This window comes from Glaciecola sp. G7-5, assembly GCF_055808975.1.
Genome location: NZ_CM147892.1, coordinates 3,468,697 through 3,488,231, shown reverse-complemented (window position 1 = coordinate 3,488,231; position 19,535 = coordinate 3,468,697). Strand labels below are relative to the sequence as shown.

Annotated in this window: 22 protein-coding genes and 1 pseudogene; 2 read left to right on the top strand and 21 right to left on the bottom strand. The window is 40.8% G+C overall.

Annotated features, from left to right (window positions below):
* Positions 1–106: 106 nt before the first annotated feature.
* The 5 genes and pseudogenes from merA to merR all read right to left on the bottom strand — a co-directional run bounded on the left by merA (position 107) and on the right by merR (position 3,227).
* A complete protein-coding gene (gene merA / locus AC0L6H_RS15320) occupies positions 107–1,546 on the bottom strand; it encodes a mercury(II) reductase (protein ID WP_008467329.1) in 1,440 nt (479 codons plus the stop codon).
* Between the two features lie 20 nt (positions 1,547–1,566).
* Positions 1,567–1,986 (bottom strand): organomercurial transporter MerC, encoded by a 420-nt coding sequence (gene merC / locus AC0L6H_RS15315; protein ID WP_008467331.1) that lies wholly within the window; start codon positions 1,984–1,986, stop codon positions 1,567–1,569.
* Positions 1,986–2,270 (bottom strand): mercury resistance system periplasmic binding protein MerP, encoded by a 285-nt coding sequence (gene merP, locus AC0L6H_RS15310; protein WP_008110847.1) that lies wholly within the window; start codon positions 2,268–2,270, stop codon positions 1,986–1,988. Before merP ends, merC begins: the two co-directional genes overlap by 1 nt.
* 46 nt (positions 2,271–2,316) lie before the next feature.
* Positions 2,317–2,664: a mercuric transporter MerT family protein gene (locus tag AC0L6H_RS15305; protein ID WP_016899520.1), complete on the bottom strand. Its 348-nt coding sequence runs from the start codon at positions 2,662–2,664 to the stop codon at positions 2,317–2,319.
* 190 nt (positions 2,665–2,854) lie between these two features.
* Positions 2,855–3,227 (bottom strand): annotated as a pseudogene (gene merR / locus AC0L6H_RS15300) (Hg(II)-responsive transcriptional regulator).
* Between the two features lie 350 nt (positions 3,228–3,577).
* Between merR and AC0L6H_RS15295 the strand changes: the two are divergent.
* Entirely contained in the window at positions 3,578–4,201 is a 624-nt protein-coding gene (locus tag AC0L6H_RS15295) for a recombinase family protein (protein ID WP_008467336.1), read from the top strand.
* A 169-nt stretch (positions 4,202–4,370) separates the two neighbouring features.
* On the opposite strand, the gene AC0L6H_RS15290 is transcribed toward AC0L6H_RS15295, so the two are convergent.
* From AC0L6H_RS15290 to AC0L6H_RS15250, 9 genes are all read right to left on the bottom strand, one after another.
* The gene (locus AC0L6H_RS15290; RefSeq protein WP_473389981.1) at positions 4,371–4,535 is read right to left on the bottom strand and encodes a hypothetical protein; all 165 of its coding nucleotides are present in this window, start codon (positions 4,533–4,535) and stop codon (positions 4,371–4,373) included.
* A gap of 185 nt (positions 4,536–4,720) precedes the next feature.
* Positions 4,721–5,512: a hypothetical protein gene (locus AC0L6H_RS15285; RefSeq protein ID WP_473389979.1), complete on the bottom strand. Its 792-nt coding sequence runs from the start codon at positions 5,510–5,512 to the stop codon at positions 4,721–4,723.
* Positions 5,512–6,270: a hypothetical protein gene (locus AC0L6H_RS15280; RefSeq protein ID WP_473389978.1), complete on the bottom strand. Its 759-nt coding sequence runs from the start codon at positions 6,268–6,270 to the stop codon at positions 5,512–5,514. Before AC0L6H_RS15280 ends, AC0L6H_RS15285 begins: the two co-directional genes overlap by 1 nt.
* Positions 6,271–8,229, bottom strand: coding sequence for a 2Fe-2S iron-sulfur cluster-binding protein (locus AC0L6H_RS15275; protein WP_473389976.1), 1,959 nt, complete (start codon positions 8,227–8,229; stop codon positions 6,271–6,273).
* A complete protein-coding gene (locus AC0L6H_RS15270; RefSeq protein WP_473389975.1) occupies positions 8,226–9,140 on the bottom strand; it encodes a hypothetical protein in 915 nt (304 codons plus the stop codon). Before AC0L6H_RS15270 ends, AC0L6H_RS15275 begins: the two co-directional genes overlap by 4 nt.
* Positions 9,109–9,465: a hypothetical protein gene (locus AC0L6H_RS15265; protein WP_411694577.1), complete on the bottom strand. Its 357-nt coding sequence runs from the start codon at positions 9,463–9,465 to the stop codon at positions 9,109–9,111. Before AC0L6H_RS15265 ends, AC0L6H_RS15270 begins: the two co-directional genes overlap by 32 nt.
* A gap of 63 nt (positions 9,466–9,528) precedes the next feature.
* Entirely contained in the window at positions 9,529–9,966 is a 438-nt protein-coding gene (locus AC0L6H_RS15260; RefSeq protein WP_412970997.1) for a hypothetical protein, read from the bottom strand.
* Between the two features lie 94 nt (positions 9,967–10,060).
* Positions 10,061–10,435, bottom strand: coding sequence for a c-type cytochrome (locus AC0L6H_RS15255; RefSeq protein WP_473389974.1), 375 nt, complete (start codon positions 10,433–10,435; stop codon positions 10,061–10,063).
* Positions 10,436–10,603: 168 nt separating this feature from the next.
* Positions 10,604–11,782, bottom strand: coding sequence for a porin (locus AC0L6H_RS15250; RefSeq protein ID WP_412970995.1), 1,179 nt, complete (start codon positions 11,780–11,782; stop codon positions 10,604–10,606).
* A gap of 364 nt (positions 11,783–12,146) precedes the next feature.
* On the opposite strand from AC0L6H_RS15250, the gene AC0L6H_RS15245 reads away from it, so the two are divergent.
* A complete protein-coding gene (locus tag AC0L6H_RS15245) occupies positions 12,147–14,270 on the top strand; it encodes an SDR family NAD(P)-dependent oxidoreductase (protein ID WP_473389972.1) in 2,124 nt (707 codons plus the stop codon).
* A gap of 85 nt (positions 14,271–14,355) precedes the next feature.
* On the opposite strand, the gene AC0L6H_RS15240 is transcribed toward AC0L6H_RS15245, so the two are convergent.
* From AC0L6H_RS15240 to AC0L6H_RS15210, 7 genes are all read right to left on the bottom strand, one after another.
* A complete protein-coding gene (locus tag AC0L6H_RS15240) occupies positions 14,356–14,718 on the bottom strand; it encodes a cation transporter (protein WP_473389971.1) in 363 nt (120 codons plus the stop codon).
* Positions 14,719–15,058: 340 nt separating this feature from the next.
* Positions 15,059–15,601, bottom strand: coding sequence for a methyltransferase family protein (locus AC0L6H_RS15235; RefSeq protein ID WP_473389970.1), 543 nt, complete (start codon positions 15,599–15,601; stop codon positions 15,059–15,061).
* Between the two features lie 42 nt (positions 15,602–15,643).
* On the bottom strand, positions 15,644–15,904 hold the full coding sequence (locus AC0L6H_RS15230; protein WP_411693882.1) for a DUF5676 family membrane protein: 261 nt from the start codon (positions 15,902–15,904) through the stop codon (positions 15,644–15,646).
* Positions 15,901–16,188 (bottom strand): YHS domain-containing protein, encoded by a 288-nt coding sequence (locus AC0L6H_RS15225; protein WP_411693881.1) that lies wholly within the window; start codon positions 16,186–16,188, stop codon positions 15,901–15,903. Before AC0L6H_RS15225 ends, AC0L6H_RS15230 begins: the two co-directional genes overlap by 4 nt.
* An 82-nt stretch (positions 16,189–16,270) precedes the next feature.
* Positions 16,271–16,624, bottom strand: coding sequence for a cupredoxin domain-containing protein (locus AC0L6H_RS15220; RefSeq protein ID WP_411693880.1), 354 nt, complete (start codon positions 16,622–16,624; stop codon positions 16,271–16,273).
* A 12-nt stretch (positions 16,625–16,636) separates the two neighbouring features.
* On the bottom strand, positions 16,637–18,850 hold the full coding sequence (locus AC0L6H_RS15215) for a heavy metal translocating P-type ATPase (RefSeq protein ID WP_473394555.1): 2,214 nt from the start codon (positions 18,848–18,850) through the stop codon (positions 16,637–16,639).
* A 175-nt stretch (positions 18,851–19,025) separates the two neighbouring features.
* Entirely contained in the window at positions 19,026–19,457 is a 432-nt protein-coding gene (locus AC0L6H_RS15210; RefSeq protein ID WP_311360716.1) for a MerR family transcriptional regulator, read from the bottom strand.
* Positions 19,458–19,535 lie beyond the last annotated feature (78 nt).

The window sequence follows — 19,535 nt, the reverse complement described above, 5'->3', positions numbered from 1 at the left end:
CATGCTTCCAATTTGTGTTGTTAATGGAATGCCTTAAGATATCTTGATTACATTCAATCAATTGGCACTCCATTAACATTTCTGTAAGTACATTACCGTTAAATGATTACCCTGCGCAGCAAGATAGCTCTTTAACGTCTTTGCTAAAGGTTTGAGCGCATAACTTCAATCCTTCAACCATCGTCAAATACGGAAATAGTTGACCTGCCAATTCTTCGACTGTCATTTTATTATGAATAGCAAGAGCCGCACTTTGAATCAGTTCTCCGCCTTCATGGGCTAAAATTTGTGCGCCTATCAGTTTTCCCGTGGATTCTTCAGCTACCAACTTGATAAAACCATCCGTTTCAAAATTTGCTAAAGCTCTTGGTACGTTTTCCATATCAAGTACACGACTTATCGTATTTATTCCTACCGCTGAAGCTTGTACTTCGGTTAGACCTACCGTAGCAACTTGTGGGTCGGTGAATATAACAGCAGGCATGGTAGATAAGTCGAGTTGCGCATTTCCACCTGTCATATTAATTCCAGCCCTACTTCCGGCAGCAGCAGCAACATAAACAAATTGTGGCATATTGGAGCAATCTCCAGCGGCATAAATGTTAGCTGTTGATGTTTCCATCATACTATTAACAACAATGGCACCACTTTTATCTGTTTCAACACCAACATTTTCTAAACCAAGCTTTCCAGTATTTGCATGGCGACCCGTAGAGATAAGCAATTTTTCAGCGATTAATGTTCCTTCGTTAGTTTCCAATGAAAAACCATTGCTATCATAAGAAACATGACTTGCTTGCGTATTATTAAGTACCCTAATACCTTCTTTTTCAAAGCACTCTGCCAGTTTTTCACCTAATAACGGATCTTCAGCATATAAAAGGGTATGTCTGGCTAGAATTGTCACACGGCTACCTAAACGGGCATAAGCTTGCGCAATTTCCAGAGCAACAACGGAGGAGCCGATGACAACTAGACTACTCGGTAACTCTTCTGCAAATAAGGCTTCTGTTGATGTCCAATAAGGTGTATCAACTAAACCCTTAATTGGCGGAATGCTTGGTGTAGAGCCTGTTGCAATTAAAATGCGATCTGCAACCAGCTCTTCTTCACTACCATCAGACTTGTGAACTAGCAAGGTATTTTGATTTTTAAAACGTGCATAACCTTTAAGTAAAGATAGCGCGGGATTACTCTCTAAAATACGTTGATATTTAGCATCGCGTAGTTCTTCGACGCGAGCGTTTTGCTGATGTGCTAATAAGGAGCGGCTAAGTTGTGGCTGAATATTTTCTAAACCATCAAACGGGTTAGTACGTTGCTGATGCGCTAATTGCGCAGCACGGATCAATATTTTTGAAGGAACACAGCCGACATTTACACAGCAACCTCCGATTACATCGGCTCCTTCAATGATAGTAACTCTTGCTCCGCCTTCTGCTGCTTTAATCGCACTGGCAAAGGCCCCTGAACCACTACCAATAATGGCTACATGTAATTGTTCTGGCTGGATGTCATTTGACGAGCAACAACTATTCGTTGACATATTTTATTCCTCTTAAAAAGTTAAGCGGTACAAGTTTCATCATCACAGCGTTTATTCGCAGGAGAAACCATGTCCCAAATTGATACAGCAACCATTAGTCCTAGCCCCGTATAAGTAACGTATGAACTCCACCCGTACTGGAACCAAGGGTATAAAGAGAGTAAAACCAAAATGGGGCCAATTGAACCGATAAAACTACGGTGCCATTGACGATGGCTAAACCAGCCTAAGATATTCATTGCCAGCGCTAATACTGCAAACAGTGGTAACAACGTATTGATAAATACCCCTTCCCACTGACTAAGAAATCCCATCCCAATTGCCGCACCAAGACTAGCTATCGCGGGAAAACACATGGCGCATCCCATTGCCGAAACAAGTGCACCTATAGAGCCTGCTTTATCTCCGATACGCGTAACTAGTTCTAAGGGGCTAAACATTACTTATTTTCACTTTTTAAATTTGAAGGGTAGCCAGCGTTGGTAGTCGCTGCAATTAATGCATTGATGTTGGTTTTAGTGTCATCAAAAGAAACAACAGCTAGCTTAGGCTTGTAGGTAACTTTCGCATTTTCAACGCCATCAACATTTTCTAATGACTTTTTAACTGTGATTGGACATGTCGCACAGTTCATCGTTGGCACTTCCAGTGTAACTGTTTTTACTTCAGCAAAAGCACCAAAACTAGAAAGTGAAAGCAGTGCGGTTAATAATAATTTTTTCATAATTAGCTCCAAATTTTAAAATGTTATAAATTTCTTGATCTGTATATTAAGCAAACAAAAGTATCCAATAATTACTGGTCACTAAAATTGTCGCAACTATAGCGCTCAGCCAGAAAATGACTTTTCGTTGTTGCTGTTTCTTAGGAATTGCACAGGCCGTTCCCGGCTCACACTCTTCTACAGGACGGTAAATTTTCCAACCTGAGTAACCAAACAACAACACTACAAATGCGATAAATAATGGCCTATAGGGTTCAAATGCAGTTAAATTACCAATCCATGAGCCACTTACCCCAAGTAATAACAGGAGCAAAGGACCTACACAGCATACGCCTGCGCCTAATGCTGCTATGATGCCTCCTATCATTGGAAGGTTTGATTCTTTTTGATTCATATAGATACCTCATTAAGTGATAATGCAAGTGTATTGCATGTACCTAAGTACGGAGTCAAGGGTGATTTATAAAAAATTTATCTTTGATAATCTGCTACGACAGATACGGGGAATAAGCTAACTTGAATTAAGGCGCAGAAGTAAAATTGGATATGCTGTTTTAGTGGGAAATGGTAGTTAAGTGAATCATTTACTTCGGTTGCAACGAATCAATTATTGGGCAGTGGCTATCGTCATCATTATTTTGGCATTGTCCTAAATGTTCTTCCAAAGCGTGTTCTTAACAACAACAAGTCAGCCATCTTTTTTTGTACTGCGATCAGCTTTTTATTAGCTAATTCTTGTACTTTACTACATGGACTATCGTTTAACGCAAGTAACCCTTCAATCTCATTTAGCGTAAAACCTAATTCTTGAGAACGCTTGATAAAATGTATTCTATTTACCGTTTCTTTCGGGTAATGTCTATAGCCCTGCATAGGCTTTGGTGGTTGTTTAATTAAGCCTTTGCGTTCATAAAAGCGAATTGTTTCGACATTTACACTCAGTTCTTTAGCCAACATACTTATGGTTCGTTTAGACACGTTATCAATTACCTTACTGACTTTTTGTTTACTTACTTTATATCTAATTAAAGTGACCATCAATGAATACCAGTTTAAACATCGCTAATTGATTTTGTTTTTTCTTCTATTAAATAAGTAAAGTTACCGTTGTTACAACAATATTAAACCACAACAATGTATGGTTTATCCTTTTTCATTATCAAAGTCCAAATTAGTGTTATTACATGCAGTTCTACATGAGTACACCCTAAAGATACTGTTAATATATCACAGGCAATTACGTAATGACACCACTTAAATAAACCTATATGATATGACACCATCTAAATAGACCTAATTAGGCAAAAATGTTCATAAGAGCATATTTACGAGCATCAACTTCTGAGCAAGATGCAAATAGAGCAAAAAGCTCATTAAAAAAATTCGTTTCTGGCTTCAGCAAACGAATTGCTTCTTTTTATATAGAAAATAAATCTGGTAATTCTTTAGATAGACCAGAGCTAATTCGTTTATTGGATGAATCAGAGTCCGGTGATGTTTTGTTAGTTGAATCAATCGATCGTTTAACAAGGCTAAGCCCTGATGATTGGAAAACTCTTGTAGCCTCAATAAATGAAAAAGGAATTAGTGTTGTTAGTTTAGATCTACCAACCAGTCATTTAACATTTGGCAGTTTTCCAAGTGATGATTTTATGAGATCAATACTTAGTGCTATTAATAATATGCTGTTAGAAATATTAGCGGCCAGTGCATATAAAGAATATCGAGAACGTGAACGTAAGCAAAAAGAAGGTATTGTAAAAGCACAGCAAAAGGGACTTTATCACGGTCGTCAGCCTGATTTAGAGGCTCATGATAGGATTGCCTCGTTTACTGAAGCTGGATTTAGTATTAATAAAACGGCTGAAGCAGTTGGAGTTAGTCGAAGTACGGTAATTAGAGTTAGAAAAAAGCTTAAAAATTTAGACTAAGGTTAATTTCGAGGGGATGGGCGCAAAACCCCAGGTTCAAATGCCAAAGTAAGCAATGGCGTCTTTTCGACAGCTATTGCTTAGGACAAAATCGATATATATATCATGCCGTCAGAGCTTATGAATTAGCGTACAAACGCCCGAGACACAAACGGACAATATTTGCCGCTTAGTTCTTTTTTTGCGGCGAAAGTGACTGGAATGCTTCGTCTAGACTTTCAGCAAATTTTTCTTTGTTACAACATTTCGATTCTTGTCGTTCTGAGGCATCGTTTACGGTTTTACTTGGTTGGTTAAGGATAATGAGATTTGACGAGGTATCTAAGTTTACCATTTTGTATTTCCTTGATTGTTTGTATCGAACTTGATAGTTTAATAATGAAGTTGTATCTATTTATAAGCAAAAACTAAGCCAAAATGATGATTAATGACCTTGCCAAGCGACGTTTTTGCGAGCATGTAGAATTACTTTTACTTTTCTGCATTGTAATATAGACAATGGCCGAGCTCAGGGATGCACTAATGATGCTTATACCACCCAGCACGTTTAATATCATTCCAAGTCGTCGATTGATGGCAAGCGTAACATGCCTCTACTTTTGCTTTAGGCTCGCCGGCTACTTTTGCTGAAATCATCTTAAAATGTTGCATGTAATGGCTCGGCGGTGCTTCATGGCATTGGTTGCAATCACGTGACTGACTAGAAGGATGCGTATATTTAGGTAATGACCATGTATTTGTGCTATGACATTGCACACAGTCGTTTCCAAACAAACCAAAATGTTTATCGTCATTGCTATGACACTGTAAACAATTGAGTAAAGCCTCTTTGTTGGTTACTTCAGGGTGAACAAAGAGCGGTTCAGGTCTTTGTTTATTCGCGAGCAAATAAGTAACAAGTTCAATGGTTGTGGCGTCCTCGTCAAAAGGCATATCAAGATTTGGAAGCATGTCAAAGCCAATATCAACCAACGCACCATGATCCATCTTAGAGATATTGGCATTAAGACCTTCATGCTCAATATGGCAACTGGTGCACTCCTGTATATCAGCATGGAAGGCGGTTGGTTGACGCGCAACAATATGCGTATCATTCGCATGACAAGCAACACATTTATCTCTCTCTACCCCTTTAATTGGGGTATGACAACTTAAACAATCGTTATCAATAAAGGAATGAGATTGACTAAGTGAGCCAGGGCTTATTGCCTGCTCCCAATCTAATTTGGATAAATCTTCAGGCTCGTGCCAAAAATGACTCAGGCCAAACGCTAAGACTATGATTGCTAATACACCGACAAACCATTTCATTATAGCCACCTAAGCCCGAAATAAACCTCACTTGCTATATGTATAAACAGAACACAATATAGCGTCATTGAAATAAAGATGTGAAACTTCAACCAGCGAGAAAACCAAGTTTTTGCTGTGTTATGGATCATAATGCTATATTCGATGTCTGAGATGGCATCCACTATCTTCAGCAACTCTTTTTCTTTTAGCAATGATTTACCTTGTCTAGCGCCGAGCAAGCTTAGACTAAAGGACGGAAGGATATCTGAAGTGCGTTTAGTAAACGCTTCATACTGAGCATTACTAACGCCATCTCTCAAGTTGTTTTTTGAGTCATTTAATGCGTGTTGAAACTCGTTTAATTGACGCTTTTTTTCTTTCATTTTCGTTGATATTAAACCAAGTACATATCGGCCTACAAAACCGCTCAGAACCACTACCATCATAAACAACACAAGTATTATACCGACGGGACTAGCAAATCTGTGCGCGCTATGTATCAACGCCAATATTGGTCCTAGCACACCCGCGTAAATATGGATTTTGAGCAGAGTTGCCATAGGAATGAATTTTGTGATGCTCTTTTTTAGGGACTTTGTTCGCTTTATGAACATATATAAAAGTGGGATCAGCATCAATATGCTGGCTAGTGCTCCGACAACAAAACCGCTTAGACTACCCGGAAACTGTGAAGAGCGATGCCACAAAAAGCCTAGCCAAAGTAAAATCATGAGTGCGACTAAGCTACCGACTAAATTTCGCTCATGTGTATTCATTTAAGCTTCGACCTCAACATCAGACGTTGGGATAGCCTGACATGCTAGTATATATCCTTCTTTTTTATCTTGCGGCTCTAACCCGTCATCAACGTCCATTTCTACGGCTCCTTTAGTGAGCTTTACTTTGCAGCTTCCACATGAGCCGGCACGGCAAGAGTTATCAATATCAATATCGAGTGAATCAGCAACATCTAAGATTGTTTCATCTGCATTAACCGGAGCTTGTTTACCAGAAAGACTAAAGGTGATTTGCTTTTCACTCACTTTTTCTAGCACAGGCTGAGTAACGTTAGGTTTATTAAGACTTTTAGGAGTTGCAGGCCCAAAAGCCTCCGTTTTTATTTGGCTCTCAGGCACGCCTAAACCAGAAAGGATCCCCTTCATGGCCTCCATCATGGCTGGCGGTCCGCAGATATGGGCAGTTTTTGCTTCAATTTCAGGCACAAAATCTTGAATTAATCCAGAGGTCAAACGCCCCTGTGGACCCATCCATGATGTCCCCTTTGCTTGCGTCATACTCACAAGTACTTTCAAATTTGAATAACGAGCCTGTAAATACCTTAACTCCTGTTCAAAAATAAAGTCCTTCGTAGTACGTGTGCAAAACAGAAAATATATATCACCGTCCCAACAAGTCGTGGTTAAATATCTTACTGCGCTCATCATAGGGGTGATCCCGACACCGCCTGATATGAGCATGACACTGTTTTCGCCTTTCCCATTAAAAAAGAATTTTCCACCTGGCGCTTTGACCTTAAGCGAATCCCCCACTTTTACATTGTCATGCAAAAAACGAGATACCACACCATGCTCTTCACGTTTTATGGTGACTTCAAAATAATGTGTTTGTGTGGGTGATGAAGCTATTGTATAAGAACGTTTAACTAACTTATCGACGCCATCAATTTGCAGCGAAAAAGTGACAAATTGACCCGGCTCGTAACTGAAAGGAATGAGGTCATTGTTCGGATGAGCAAAGCGAAATGTTTTAACATCATGGGTTTCAATGAATATCGCTGTGACTTTCATCTCACCGCTAAACACATTTCGTCGCATCCCTGAGTCAGCAGAATTTACAGGTATTGAGGCTGATAAGTCACTGTTTACACCATTATTAGTTGGGACGGGTGTCGCTGTTTCTACATCAACTATTGGCGTATCAGTATTTGTGGGTAAGCCAGTGTTGTTTTTTTGACTTGTGCCTGAAGCCTTAGTATTGTTTTCATTATTTTTGAGTTGCGCAAGCAACGCGGATGCTCTACGCATTTTAAATCCATATACGTATATCATGACAACAGCAAAGAGCAATAAAATCACCATAATAGAAGTGTGAAAGGGCGTCATTCCCAAAATAATAGTCTGTTTGTCTTCAGGTATGCTGGGCAGTATATCCATCTGAGTTTTGAACCACGTTAAGGCTACGCGTCTTGGCTCCTGTCCATCTAGCAGCGCACGTTTAGTCGCAAGACCACTATCAAAATGGGAAATTCCCTCTTTTACCGTTTCAAGCGCGATTTGCATTTGGGCATAATCTTCTGCCTGTGAGGCCTCTGCCAACCACATAAACCCATTAGAAAGTTGTTCGTTGCCTAATCGCATTCGCTCAGTCGCTTTACTCAAGAGAAGTGTCGTTTGCTCAGGCGTAGCTGACTGCATTCTCATTAAAGAGGGATAGAGATCTTTGGGTTTGGGCGCTCCCATTTTCTCCATCATTTTGTCCATTCCTTTGCCCATACCAGGACCCATCATACTGGAAGCGTCAATACCTGGCTGAATGCTTGGGATCTCATTAGTTGGTTTTTCATCTTTGCTTGGATGATGTCCAGCATGTTCTTCGTTCTCAGCTTGTTGAAGCGCCATTGGCTGAGAAGAAAAACCTATTACCGTCAAGGTAAACATGATTAAAAGTACAAACCGACATTTCAGGGTAAATATAGGCAACAACGAAAATCTCATTGCGAAAGCCCTTTTTGTTTGTGCCAAAGGGCTTCAATTTGAGATAGTTGCGACGGTGTTAAAACTGACACAGCCTCACCGACCAACACGATGAATTGGATACGAAGCTCACTGTTTATAATTTCAATTGCAGAGATTGTACTTTTAATATCACTAAAATTCGGTAATCCTTTGGAGGTAAGCGTCCATAAGCTTGACTCTAATCTGCTTCGCTTTTCAGTCTGGCTTACTTGAAAGGTTTGCCATTTGTCCTGAATATTTACTAATTGATTTAATTGCTCATCTGATAGAAACAGAGCGTCTTTGAAGTTCATAAAAAACGAGTCTTCTCCAAGATGATACAAATGTAATGCGTCGCTTTTGCCAGGTAATGTAATTAACGTATTTGTATCCGTTACCACTGGTGGTATTTTTTGATGCACACCCATCATTGAGCTATTTTTCATCTTCATTTTGCACATCATTCCCATGCAAGACTGATTGGATTTAGACATCATTGTCATGCTATTTTTTCCCATGCCCATTGCTGTTTTAATTGTATTACTAGGTTCACCAGAAGTTGAAGATGGCTGACTGTATGCCTCCCTGCTTATGTTTTTTTGTGTTGTGGGCGCGAGAGAATTGTCTAATGCTCGCAAGGCTTTTTGAATATCTGCAAAGTCGTCGCTGGTTGACTTAGGAGCTGTTTGTTCTATTTGTTTATGCAATGCTTGCTCAGGTTTTCCAGCTTCTTCCATCGACTCCGTGACTTGAGTCGCAGCCGAGCAAGATAAGGCAAAGAAGGCGCTAAATGCAATCGTTGCGAGTTTAGCACCCCACTTGTATTCCTTAGAATTTATTCTAAGCTCAGCGCGTGACAGCCAAAGAATGACGTGAGGATTAAAAATCACGATCAAATTCAACCATGTCATAACGAACAATCTCACCATCTAACACAGTTGCTTCAGCAAAATGTTGATTCTTAGATTTTCCCAGTCTTATTTTTCCAATATATTCCCGAGAATATGCACTTTCACCTTCCGCTATCGCGGCCGGGTCATACACTGTTCGAAACACGTTAAAGACTTGATGCTCTTTCAATCCATCTGTATCAGACACACAAATAACTGCTTGTCGGTCGGAAACAGAGACTACTTGGCCGCTCATTACATAGTCATGGTAAACCTGACTAGTACAACCACTAACTAAGCCTATTGCTAAGACAGCAATTGCAAAAAACTTAATGAATCTATTCATAATATTATCCAACGATGATGGTGTTTTGGATAGGCGCGTTGCACCTATCCTGCTATAAAACGACTAATTTTTTTTATGCTGATGCTTTGGTTTACTTTTTTCCGCTGCGTGCCCCATCATCTGCTCCATCATGTCCATCATCATACTCATGCGCTTTTCCATCATCGCCATTTTATCCTCAGCCGACATATCATCATGTTTATGTTTCATGCCTTTCATGTTGTTCATACCCTTGCTGTCACCCGATTTCATCATGCCCATCATGCCTTCCATTTTTTTAGCATGCTCATGCAACATTGCTTCTCGTTTGTTAGGATCTGTTTCTTTTTTAACCGCGGCTAACATTGCTCGCATATCTTCCATATGACTTTGCATTTTTTTCATCATTTGGTCTTTCATCATCGGCATTTCATGCTTGTCCGCGTTTTGGTGTGCATAGACAGCAGAAATAGGTGAAATGACTAAAACGCTGGCGAATAATAATGAAGTTATTGTTTTCATGATTTTATTTCCTTTAGTGATACTCAATTGAGCAGATTATGTTTAAAAATGAATTTTGCTTATACTGAATCTGTATTTTTTTGACGGCGCTACGTTATTGAGGCGACAAAAACACTACCAATGCTGCGATTTCTTCATCGGTTATGGGCATTTTCGGCATCGCTGACGCAGAGTTATTAAATTGAGGCTCTTTAACTTTACGCTCAAAAAATGCTATTCCTTTTTCGCTGATAATATTATCGAGTGACGGGCCAAGGGTGCCTCCTGCGCCTTGCACCTGATGACACCCTTGGCAACCATAGCGAGTCAGAACTTCTCTTGGCTCAACGGTATTATTGACACTCGCAAGAACTTTCGGTGCTTGCACAGGTGTTGAAGCAATTTCCATAAATTTGAGAATGGCTTGGACTTCTGTTCCGGTTAAGTGGGCCTTTTTCTCGCATATGAGGCATAATGACTTTCCATTCACTCATGGAAAACTCTTGTATTGGACGGCTGTTATGGCATCGCGCACAATTATTATTTATCAATTCGGCGCCTGACAGTGGTTCACTACTGTGCACGTGAAGCGATGCGAATAAAGAAGTAAACAACACAAATATGTTAATGGTAGATTGATGTTTCATAATTAGTCCTCCTAGAAGCCATAACTAAATTGCACGGCGAAACGTTTGTCGTCAGGGCCATCAGCAACGTCTGTATCTTCGTAACCCACTTTGATGACTGAACGCGGATCCAACCAGTAATTAATACCGACCATCCATCGCTCGGCTTCTTCTACTTTTTTGGTTTGCGCATGTTCAATAACAATTTCGGTACTCCCTAGCTCTTCGAATAGATGGCCTACAAAAAATGTTCCTTGTAAAAACCAACCATTGCGAGAAAACGAATCAATTACATCCTCATGATCTCGCTCTACAAACGCGTCGGTTTCAGTGCGAATGTACTCGCCTCGCAAAATTGCGTGTGTACTGATCAAATTGATGTCGATACCATTAGCCCTAATATCCAGCTGTCCACCTTCATCATAAGCGCCCTGATAGTAAGACGTGCCTATTTCAATTGACGGGAGAAAAGCTACGGCGATTCGGCCGCCAAACGCCTTATTACTATTGTTGTCTGAACTCGTCGCCTCAAACTCGACTTCAGGGAAGGCTTCGCCATGTTCATCCTCATCCACATCTGGATCGAGTGTGGTCGTAGGCGAAAACAAGCGAGCAAACGCAATATTATGGTCGTCTTCCACTACTTCTTCTTCGTCATGTTCTGCTTCTGAACGAGGTCCATTTGTCATAAAGACATCGAAAAACACCTTTGCGGATCCTACTTGGTAAACTTGCTGTGCTGCCACACCGACATCACTTAAAATAGGCAACATGGGATCCATTGCTTGGCTAGAGCCGTGGGCACCATATATGCCAGGCGTCCAGATGCTGCGATTGATCCAACTGGGATGCCAGTTGGCACTAAATTGTCCAAACGGCAGTAAAAATTTGCCTGCTGTAATGGTCGTGTTGTCGTTTAAGAAGTAATGGATATCTGCATATTCAAGCTCAGTTTCTGTTTCCCCATCTTCATTTAAGCCAACTTCAAGTTCAGCTTCCACGTGCATCTTGTCATTTAAACTAAATAAAAATATCGGAACAAAACGTGCCGAGAAAGCACTTGTATTTGCGACATCGGTGTTTTCGTACTTTACATCGCCGTAACCAACAAGGACAAAACGATCATTGGATTCATTTGCATAAAGAGAAGACTGCACAGTAAGAGCACCAAAAAGAGCCGTTGCGAGTCTTATTTTTTCTTTGGTTCGCATAGCGAATTACCTTATGTTAGCGAAAATTCGTCAAGAACTTGGTTCTAGGCGTTTTCTAATGTTAGTGAAAGTTATAAAAAACAAAATAGTAAATTCGCCTTCACATCAAAACACTAATTTCATTTTGCTTTTACATAGCGGTCATCTTATTTATTGCGCATTAAATATAGTTGATTTAGATCAAGCATTCACAACGATTAGATTACAGTTCGATTACATTTTCGTAATTAAACCAGTTACTTATTTCAATCAACATTAAGTTTACTTATGCTTTTTACCCTAAATCTAGCAAATATCTTTTTTTCTTTGACGAAGAAATGAGCTGATATATTTCGTGTAGAAAATAGGTAGTCAGGGCAAAATAATGAAAAAAATCGCAGTGATCACTGGTGCAGGGTCTGGAATTGGTTTGGCGTTAACTAATGAATTGCTATTTGAATACTCACAATTATTGGTCATCGCATTTTGCAGAAACAAAGACAATCTACTACCCCTTAAAAACAGGTATAAAGACAGGTTGCTCATTAGACAAGTCGACTTTAATCACAATGCAGCATTTGCTTCTGTTAAGCGTTTTCTTGAAAACTATCAGCAAGTCGATTATTTGGTGCATTGCGCTGGATTAGTTTCACCCATTGTTAAACTATCTTCATTAAATTTAGATGATTGGCGAAAAAATCATAAGGTCAACCTTGAAATGCCCTTGCTAATTACTCAATTGTGTATTATTAAATTTAATCGTAGCCGAGTACTTTTTTTAACAAGCGACCACCCTATCACTCCAGTGACTGGGGCATCCGCATATTGCATTAGTAAAGCTGGCATCAATACGCTAACAGACTGCTTCCGACAAGAAGTCACTGCAAATATCGCAGTATTTACAAGCGTTGCTCCTGGAAACGTAGATACCCCAATGCAGGCTGAAATACGCCAAGCGTCAAGTGATGTGTTACCTTTATCGGATTTTTTGCGCGAAATGCACGATCAAAATAAGCTTATCCCAACTGCACTCGTGGCTAAATATTTAAAAGAATTGTTAATGTCTGTCAGCCGAACATCATTTGGAACAAGATCATGGAATTTGTTAAAAGACATCAATGAACTAAGCCATTTCACTCATATGAGTAAAACTAGAGAGCCGCCTATCGTGCAAGCTGACAGGACTCTGTTTTTGCAACGAAAAATGAGAGGCGAAGTCAATACCTTCGGCAGTGCGGAATATGAGAAACGCAGGCGAGTTTTCAATAAGGCTGTTTCTAAATACCCTATGATGATTGCTACACCGCAGTCGATACATGACATTATAGAAGTGATCAAATTTGCTAATAAACTCTCTTTGCTGATATCAATAAAGGGTGGCGGACACGGAATTAAAGGAGCCTCTATAGTTGATGGTGGCGTCGTTCTTGATATGGCAAACTTCCAAGAAATATCACTCAGCGCCGATGGGGGGCATGTGAGTGTTGGTGCGGGTGTTAAGAATAAACATTTAGACCACTTTTTATCTCGCATAAACAAAGTAGTACCGCTAGGTACTTGCCCTGATGTAGGTGTTATTGGTGCAACACTAGGCGGCGGAATTGGCTTCCTCTCGCGCAAACACGGACTAAGTTGCGACAACGTCACACGATTCGATGTCATCATGGCTGATGGAAAGTTATTAAAAGTGACGCCTCATCAACATCCAGACCTTTATTGGGCACTGCGTGGCTGTGGCGGCGGTCAATTTGGTGTCGTAGTCAGTATAGAATTTGCACTGCACCCTGCTCCTGAGTTTGTTGAAGGAGGAACCATAGAGTGGCCAATTAGTGAGGCCAAAAATATCTTAAAAGCCTATAGTCATGCAGTTTTAGAGGGACCAAAGTCACAGTTTTTATATGCCTATATTGCCCACTCTGTGCCTCACAAAGCTAATATTTCTATCATGGGGTTTAGTGAATCAAGGTCACATCGTTTAAAGACAGTATCTTCATGGCGGGAAGGTGCGACAGTATCAATTGACCGGAAACAGTATATCGAATGTCAATCAAACAACTACGAAAGTGGTTTGGGTTTATATTGGCAACATGGAATTATTCAGGGTGAATTAACGGATAAGTTTATTGACATACTATTAGCGTGTTATAAGGAATGCCCTGATGATTCTGGTGGTATAATGCTAGATCCTCTTTGCGGTGCGATACAAGACAAAGGTACTAATGAAACAGCATTTATTCACAGAAATGCGTCCTTCATCTGTAGCATTACCGGACTTACTAAGCAAAATCAAGGTAAGGAACTTGTAGCTGCCTGGGTACAAGATACCTACAAGCGACTCACCCCCTTCTTTAATGGTTACGCGTACCAAAACTATGATATGGGGGAAGAGTCTGCCGTAATCGAATATTTTGGTCAGCACACCGAAAAATTGATAGCAATGAAGAAACGCTATGACCCGAATCTTCGTTTTGTTGGATCACTTCAAGCACATATATCCCCAGTACTTTGAAAAGCTAACAGCACCACTACCTCTTTTTTCAATAATGCGAAAGGCCTCTGAACATTCAAAAATCGATAAACGAACAAGTTTATCTTTACTTCCGACTCCCTGGCGGCAGTTTGTGACAACTCCAAGGTTTGTGTTTTGCATTGTCTCGGATATTTTCATCCACAAATTGGTAGTACCCTTCTTTAAAGTTTGACCACCAATCATGCGATATATCTGCGCCATGGGCTTTAATAATATTTTCTATCCCGTCTAGCTCGCAATGAGTAGCATCGTAACCAACGTGTAGTGTTTGCTTTTTCGATTCGAAACTGACTGCGTCAACACCAAACGTCGCATCGATGTCATTGATGATGGCTACTATTTTAGCCTCATCAGTATTTGTTAACTTTAAGTGACGAAGCACTAAGTTAGCTTCGCTTACGCCTACTCTGTGTTCTAAATTACTCATAATTAAAACCTCCAAAGGTATTTTTATGCTAAAAAATATTACTGTTAAATTAAACTCATTAGTTTGTATCAAACTGATTACTTGTAAATAAGCTAATCTCACCATCAAATAAACGTCATGTTAGCGTCCAGTACAGATGGCTAAGGCTAAGTTCACCAAAGCCACCCTACTCTTTGCTCTAAGTCATCCTAAAATAGGATAATTTCTTCTTTTTTGAGGAAACTAAAAACAAACGGCTACATTTTGGCTTGCTTAACAAAAGACTTCCACTGCGCTATGCGCGGAATAAACATTGGCACTCGTGCTTTGTAGGCCCAATATTCCTCCTCAAATTCAGCAATCACTTTTTTTCTTCACGTAAAGACAAACGATAGTAAATAAAGATAATCACTGGAAAAAGACCGACTGAAAATACAGTGGGCCAATGCACAATCCCCTCGCCAAATAGCGCAATAAACAAACCGGTGTATTGAGGATGCCTCGCTAATGCATATAAGCCATCTGTCACTAATCTGTTCTCTTGTCGCGCTTTATATACTTGTCGCCAACCTTGAAAGAAAAGTCCTATACCCAAAAATAATAAAATGTATCCCAAGACCATTGCTATCATCATGCCCGTCTCTCCTACCCCCAAAAGAGACGACCATAAATTTGCATTAAGCTCGGTTCTGTCGACGCCTCCAAAGCGTGCCAATAGATATATTGTCAAAGGAAAGCCATACATTTCTGCATACAAGGCGATGATAAACGCTTGCACAACTCCCGCACCAGCCCACTCGTGCCACGATGAAGGAGCCATATATTTATAAAGATACCAAGACGCCACTACTATCATAATAAGCGCTAGGATCCATACACCTGAGTGTGCTACCGGTTCGTTCATAAACTCATCTCTAAATAGTAAATAACCAAGTCACGAAAGCCGCTATTTCGCTTTGCTTCCAAAAAAATTATAAAGTGGCACCCAAATTAGCGCGATAAACCAACCATACATATAGCTTTCAACGAGTCCCAAGAAAAAACTCTGCCAACTTATCCATTCAAACCCCGGTAATAACTTTAACCACACTTCATACATCGCGTGCTCTGGAAAAATAAGGTCGAATACAACACATAGTGTGAAGCTGATACTTATGAATAAGCTAGTTGCGTGCCCAAATGCGCTTAATGATAGTTTGTGGGTCATTTTAGCGCTCCAGTGGCGACCGTTTTCGTCACGTATTTAACTGGGTCTACATCAAACTTTTCTAGACATTCTTTTGAACAAAAGCGATATAACTCACCGTCGTGCAGTTTCCCGTAACCTTTATCTATTTCCACTACCTTGTTGCACACAGGATCAATAATGGGTTCAGGTTGTTCAGATGTTTGTTCTTTGTGGTGACCGTGGGCCATATGCGCGCCGCAACCATATCTCATCATGAGATAAAAAAGCCCCGCGAATATTACGAATGAAAAAACGCCGTCCATAAAATGTCTCCTTTAAGTTTCTGTTTATTAAATATGCGTTCTGCAATGTACTTGTATATTCGGCCGATACAGCATCAAACCTTCATTCTACGATCAGTTCACCCGTATACATTTTCATCTGACAATGAAATGCATGTCGACCTGGTTGCATCGCTGGGATTGATATATCTACTTTTTTATTCAACCTCAGTGTTGCCGCAATCTCCAGATCAGGTATATGTAATGATTCAGAGCATGGCGAAGAATCAGTTCTAAAAAATGTAATCGTTGAAGCTTGATTGGCGGGTACTTTGATAATTGCCGGTTGATACACCCCATCCTTCACCAATACCTCTATCGCTCCATCACTCATTTCGACCGATGATGATTTGTAAAGCCAAAACCACCATATGATCAGGGCGATAACTCCCATCCCTGCAATATTTACCCACAACATAATTTTCTCCTTTTAATGATTTTTAGCTTTAAATAGGCGTAGACGGTTTGCATTGGTAACCACGGTCAGTGATGAAAAGGCCATAGCCGCACCTGCAATAACGGGATTCAATAACACACCAAAGAATGGGAATAACACGCCTGCGGCAATGGGCACACCTGCGACGTTGTAGATGAAAGCCCCGAATAGGTTCTGTTTTATATTTGCTAGCGTGGCTTTGCTTACCGCGATAGCATCTGCTAAGCCATGCAGTGAGCCGCGCATGAGCGTTATGTCGGCACTTTCTATTGCCACATCGGTGCCAGTACCAATGGCAAAACCGACATTGGCGTGAGCTAAGGCAGGCGCATCATTAATTCCGTCGCCAGTCATGCCCACAATTTCACCCTCTTCTTGCAGCTCTGCGACTTTATTAGCTTTATCTTCTGGCATAACTTCAGCCACGAATTCCTTGATACCGACCTTTTGTGCTATCGCTTGCGCGGTTAATCGATTATCCCCAGTGAGCATGACAATCCGAATGCCATTTTTCTGTAGTCGCGCAATCGCGGCAATGGAATCGCTCTTAATGGGATCTGCAACCGATATGATCGCGGCCAAAGTATTGTTTATGGCAAAGTACATTGGCGTTTTGGCTTCTTGCGCAAACTCTTGCGCTTTTTCTATATATTGCTCAATGGCAATATCTTTATCTTTCATCAGCTTTTCATTGCCAAATAATAGGGCTTTCCCTTCATATGAAGCCTGTACACCTTTACCTGCAATTGAACGAAAGCCATCTACTTTCTTGGCATCAACTCCTTGCGCTTTGGCACTGTCGACAATCGCCATCGCCAAAGGGTGTTCAGAGCCCGCCTCAATACTCGCGGCTAGCATCAAAACTTCTTCACGCGAGTAATCATTTGTTAGTAACACGTCGGTGACCTTTGGTTCTCCCTCTGTGATGGTGCCCGTTTTATCTAAAATCATCGTCGTGATCTTCGAAGCTGTTTGCAGCGCCTCACCATTTCTAATTAATACACCGGCTTCGGCAGCTTTTCCCACGCCTACCATTACCGACATTGGCGTCGCTAGACCCAGTGCGCAAGGACAGGCGATTATCAAGACCGTAGTCGCCGATACGATGGCAAAAACCAAAGCAGGTGATGGACCGAAATTCAGCCACGCCAGCGCACTAAGCACCGCAATAATCATAATAACGGGAACAAAATAGGCGGAAATAGCATCCGCTAAACGACCGATCGGTGGTTTAGAGTTTTGTGCTTTTTTTACCATATTGATAATTTGCGCTAAGGCAGTGTCTTTGCCAACACGAGTGGCTTTAAATACGATTGAACCTGATTTATTAATGGTGCCCGCAACAACCTTATCGCCTTCTTGTTTTTCTACTGGCATAGGCTCACCAGTTAACATTGACTCATCTATTGAGGTGTGACCTTCCACCACTTCACCGTCGACAGAAATTTTTTCGCCTGGTCTAACCCGGATAAAATCTTGTAGCATCACATCTTCTATCGGTATATCGACATCATTTCCTCCTCGAACGACACGTGCCGTTTTGGCTTGAAGACCAATCAACCGTTTAATTGCTTCAGATGTTTTGCCCCTCGCTTTAATTTCTAATGCTAAGCCAAGGTTGATTAATCCTATTATCATTGCTGTTGCTTCAAAATAAACGTGACGCGCCATTGTTGGCAATAATTCTGGAACGGCCACCACGACCATGGAATATAGCCATGCCGTGCCGGTGCCTAAAGCGATGAGAGTATCCATATTCGCTGAATGATTTTTTAGCGAGTTGTAGGCCCCCACATAAAAATGCTTACCAGAAAAATACATCACGGCTAACGTTGCCAGACCAATGCCAAACCAGACTAGGCGTTCACTAGTTGTGTTGACCGTCATTTCCCCTATCACTAGCCCATAAATCATGAGCGGTACACCTAATAAAAGCGCGATTGTCATATCTCGCATGAGCTTTTTGTAATAAGCCCAATCAGCCTTGTCTTTTTCATCAAGGGCTTCTTGTTCTGAGTCGCTGGTATCTACTTTTGCTTGATAACCCGCTATTTCAATCGCCGTAAAAAGCGCTGCGTCCTTCACCTTACCCGTAACACTCACTGTTCGTTGTGCAAAATTCATTTCTGCTTTTGTCACGCCATTAACCGCGCGCAGCGCCTTTTCAATTTTACTGACACAACTCGCGCAACTCGCTCCTTCAATCATTAAATGATATGTGGTTGCTTCTTGAGCACTATCGATGTTGCTTGACGACCGTGTATTGCTATCTGCTTGAGGTTCTTTGGACGCATCATTTCGCTTATGACAACACGACTTCGTGACTTCGTTGTCTTTATTCGTTTGTTCATCACTCATAGCGTTTCCCCATTAATAAAAGTCATTATTGTGCCTGTTCGTTATCAATATTTGATAAATCGACATCTTCAATTAAATGGCAAATCACGTTATCACATGGCTCTTTGTCTGGTTTTTGATCCCATGTATCTACAGCGTTGCGCATTTTGTCTCGTAACTTAGCCATTTCAATAAACCGTTGTTCAGTTTCTGCCAGTCTTTTCTCAATCAACACCCTGACTGTTGGGCACGGCGTTTTGCCTTTATCGGATTCGGAAAATATCTGTTTGATATCCTCGATAGAAAAACCTAAATCGCGAGCACTCAGTATGAATCTAAGACGATTTTGTTGCTCTAGAGGATAAAACCTGTAGCCATTTTCACTTGACCTAGATGGTCGTAACAAATTTATTCGGGTGTAATACCTAATCGTATCCTTGTTAATCCCAAATGCGTCTGCTAACTGCTTTACTTGCATACTCATTATTCAAATACTCCGGTTGACAATAAACCTGTTCCTCACTCGCTAAAAAAAGCATAGGCCTGTGAGTCGCTC

Coding starts and splice junctions, on each gene's coding strand:
- AC0L6H_RS15245 (WP_473389972.1), top strand. CDS start 12,147: ATGAAAAAAATCGCAGTGATCACTGGTGCAGGGTCTGGAATTGGTTTG.
- AC0L6H_RS15305 (WP_016899520.1), bottom strand. CDS start 2,664: ATGAATCAAAAAGAATCAAACCTTCCAATGATAGGAGGCATCATAGCA.
- merC (WP_008467331.1), bottom strand. CDS start 1,986: ATGTTTAGCCCCTTAGAACTAGTTACGCGTATCGGAGATAAAGCAGGC.
- AC0L6H_RS15215 (WP_473394555.1), bottom strand. CDS start 18,850: ATGATTGAAGGAGCGAGTTGCGCGAGTTGTGTCAGTAAAATTGAAAAG.
- AC0L6H_RS15270 (WP_473389975.1), bottom strand. CDS start 9,140: ATGACATGGTTGAATTTGATCGTGATTTTTAATCCTCACGTCATTCTT.
- merP (WP_008110847.1), bottom strand. CDS start 2,270: ATGAAAAAATTATTATTAACCGCACTGCTTTCACTTTCTAGTTTTGGT.
- merA (WP_008467329.1), bottom strand. CDS start 1,546: ATGTCAACGAATAGTTGTTGCTCGTCAAATGACATCCAGCCAGAACAA.
- AC0L6H_RS15285 (WP_473389979.1), bottom strand. CDS start 5,512: ATGAAATGGTTTGTCGGTGTATTAGCAATCATAGTCTTAGCGTTTGGC.
- AC0L6H_RS15225 (WP_411693881.1), bottom strand. CDS start 16,188: ATGGACGGCGTTTTTTCATTCGTAATATTCGCGGGGCTTTTTTATCTC.
- AC0L6H_RS15230 (WP_411693882.1), bottom strand. CDS start 15,904: ATGACCCACAAACTATCATTAAGCGCATTTGGGCACGCAACTAGCTTA.
- AC0L6H_RS15275 (WP_473389976.1), bottom strand. CDS start 8,229: ATGAGATTTTCGTTGTTGCCTATATTTACCCTGAAATGTCGGTTTGTA.
- AC0L6H_RS15240 (WP_473389971.1), bottom strand. CDS start 14,718: ATGAGTAATTTAGAACACAGAGTAGGCGTAAGCGAAGCTAACTTAGTG.
- AC0L6H_RS15220 (WP_411693880.1), bottom strand. CDS start 16,624: ATGTTGTGGGTAAATATTGCAGGGATGGGAGTTATCGCCCTGATCATA.
- AC0L6H_RS15210 (WP_311360716.1), bottom strand. CDS start 19,457: ATGCAAGTAAAGCAGTTAGCAGACGCATTTGGGATTAACAAGGATACG.
- AC0L6H_RS15265 (WP_411694577.1), bottom strand. CDS start 9,465: ATGAATAGATTCATTAAGTTTTTTGCAATTGCTGTCTTAGCAATAGGC.
- AC0L6H_RS15235 (WP_473389970.1), bottom strand. CDS start 15,601: ATGAACGAACCGGTAGCACACTCAGGTGTATGGATCCTAGCGCTTATT.
- AC0L6H_RS15290 (WP_473389981.1), bottom strand. CDS start 4,535: ATGGTAAACTTAGATACCTCGTCAAATCTCATTATCCTTAACCAACCA.
- AC0L6H_RS15280 (WP_473389978.1), bottom strand. CDS start 6,270: ATGAATACACATGAGCGAAATTTAGTCGGTAGCTTAGTCGCACTCATG.
- AC0L6H_RS15250 (WP_412970995.1), bottom strand. CDS start 11,782: ATGCGAACCAAAGAAAAAATAAGACTCGCAACGGCTCTTTTTGGTGCT.
- AC0L6H_RS15295 (WP_008467336.1), top strand. CDS start 3,578: ATGTTCATAAGAGCATATTTACGAGCATCAACTTCTGAGCAAGATGCA.
- AC0L6H_RS15260 (WP_412970997.1), bottom strand. CDS start 9,966: ATGAAAACAATAACTTCATTATTATTCGCCAGCGTTTTAGTCATTTCA.